This is a genomic window from Hoylesella timonensis S9-PR14 (assembly GCF_000762405.1).
Lineage (GTDB): Bacteria > Bacteroidota > Bacteroidia > Bacteroidales > Bacteroidaceae > Prevotella > Prevotella timonensis_A.
On the sequence record NZ_JRPQ01000139.1, the window covers coordinates 1 to 2,507 of the forward strand.

The 2,507-nt window shown below is 48.4% G+C and carries 2 protein-coding genes; both read right to left on the reverse strand.

What is annotated here, in order from left to right; genetic code table 11:
- On the reverse strand, window positions 1-658 hold a 658-nt coding region (locus HMPREF9304_RS08580; protein WP_036928221.1), incomplete at its 3' end, for a phage integrase SAM-like domain-containing protein.
- A 257-nt stretch (window positions 659-915) separates the two neighbouring features.
- On the reverse strand, window positions 916-2,507 hold a 1,592-nt coding region (locus HMPREF9304_RS08585; RefSeq protein WP_036928223.1), incomplete at its 5' end, for a helicase-like domain-containing protein.

Below are 2,507 nucleotides of genomic sequence, written 5' to 3' on the forward strand. Positions count from 1 at the left end.
CTTCCCAACGAATGGAATGGTTGATGAAGGGATAGGTGTCAATGATGTGCCGTTTATNCAGGTCTTTGAGCAAGGAAGCCAGCATGGAGAGATANCCAGCCGAAGTGTTGAGCTTGAATCCCTTTTCTTTGGCGAAGTAGTCCTCCAAGTCTTTGATAAAGGCGATGTCGGCTTTCTGCACGGGAATATCCTCCACACGGTAGCGATACCTGACGAAGTTTGCCAGATGCTTGTGAAAGAGCAACAGGCATTTTAGTCTGCGTTCGCTGCGGTCTATGCCCACACGCTCACGGAAGCGGTCGATATACTCGTCNGTATGATANAGCAGTCCTTGTGACTCACTGTTCAGTCCGAATACAAGCTCCCGTACTCGCTCTGCCGTGATGGGAGCATCGGATTTACCCGAAAGAGACTCATAAACCTTGTGTATGCTCACNTGNAGGCGGTCAAGTTCCTTGTTTACCGATACGGCTTCGGCACTCTTGCCCAGCAGTCGGTTTTTGCGACTGTCCCACAAACGAGGAGTACACGAGCATTTGCAACTNAANTGTACCATAGAGCGTCCTGCGCTGATGCGTCCCATGATGGGACTTTTTCCGTTTTTGTCCTGCGTACCTCTCTTGAGGTAGAAAAGCAGCTTGAATTTTTCTTTTTCCATTGTTTTTTNCTTGCAAAATTACACTTCTTTGAGGAACTTTGANCGATGCAAAACANTGATAATGAAAGAGAAAACNCCGTTTTAGTTACCACTTTCAGCCGTCCTTTTCCTTTCATCGTTTNTCGAACGATTTGGTAACTGAACTCCCTCCTTTTCGCTCCCTTTTCTGCCTGTTTNCTATGATGCAACCCTAAGAAGAAACAAGCAATATCCGCTGTATTTCAGTCAGATATGAGTTTTATGCCATTTTCTGCTTTCTACTCCCATACTTCCGCATAAAAGGCAGCCAGCTCTGGCACCTTGATAAATGTTCTGAACCGTTCCTTCTGAATGATGTCGTTTGTGATGGAGAATTCGTAGTCAGTCGATTTCTTGGCAAAGACTGCTGCCCATGCGTCAAAGCTGTTGATGCCCTGCTTCTCTAAAGCCTGTGGACGGAGGTATTTGAAAAGCAGGTACAATTCCGTCAGTGAGTTGCTGATGGTCGTTCCTGAAAGGAAGGTCGCTCCCAAGTCCTTGCCCGAACGCTCCTGTATGGTACGAATAGCAAAGAGCATGTTTAAGGCACGCTGTGAACCATCAGGATTGCCCAAGCCCGATACACGGTCGTGGCGAGTGTTGAACATCAGATTCTTGAATTGGTGGCTCTCATCCACGAATAAATGGTCGATACCCATCATCTTGAAATCCACGGCATCGTCCTTTCTTTCTGCGATGCTGTCCTGTATGTTCTGCAACTTGGCTTCAAGTGTCTGCTTGCGCTTCTCCAAGCCTTTGAGCATACCACGGGAGATGTCTCTTCCTTGTTGTCGCAACACCTCGAGGTTCTCTTCCACGGAGTCCAGTTCCTTTTGCATAATCGCTTCCTGTATCTCCAAGGCCTGCGGTATCATGCCGAACTGTTCATGCGTGAGTATGATACAGTCCCAGTCGTTGTTCTTGATGTCGTTGAAGATCCGCTGGCGGTTCTGCTTATTAAAATCGTTCTTACCTGGATAGAGTACCTTAGCATTGGGATAAGCTTTCCTAAAAGTGTCGGCAATATCGAAGACGTTTGCCTTCAGCCCGATAATCATCGGCTTGTTTGAGAGTCCCAAGCGCTTCATCTCGTAGGCTGCCGTACACATGATGAGTGTCTTTCCCGCTCCCACCTCGTGGTCGCAGATGCCGCCACCATTGGTCTTGAGCATCCATACGGCATCCTTCTGGCTTTTGTAGAGGTCGGCAATGCCCAATTGTCTGAGGTCAAGGTCGGGAAACGTCTGGTGCGTGCCGTCAAAGTTAGGTCGCACAAAACAGTTGAAAAGACGATTATAACGGTCGGAGAGTTGCTGTTTGAAGGTATCGGGTGTGCGCCCGAGCCAATCGATAAAACCTTGTCTGATTTCCTCAATCTTGGCATTTGCTATCTGTATGGCGTGTCCGTCACGCACCTTGATGGTCTTGATTTCTCCCGTAACCTTATCCGCCACCTCCTTGCTCTTGTTGATGTCGGGAATGGTATTGTGCAGGGCGTGCTTCAGGAGATTGATACCGTCATAACGGCGGAACTCACCCTGTACGGCATACTTGTGCCAGATATTGGCATTCTTTCGGTCGCAGACAATGCTGTACTCGTCCATGTTGGAATGGTAGGATACGCCAATGTCCGTCCCAAAGAACTCTGAAGCGAATCTACCATAGACTTTGGCTGGTATCCAGCGTTCACCAAGGTTAAAGTCCAAATCGGCAAAGGGAATGGGTATAGGTGTGGCTGCACGTAGGGCAGCAAGGCTCTGCTTTGCTTCTTCGTGTTCGGGATGGTCCAAGAGCCACGACTCGATACGCTCCGCCTTTTCTATTACATTGC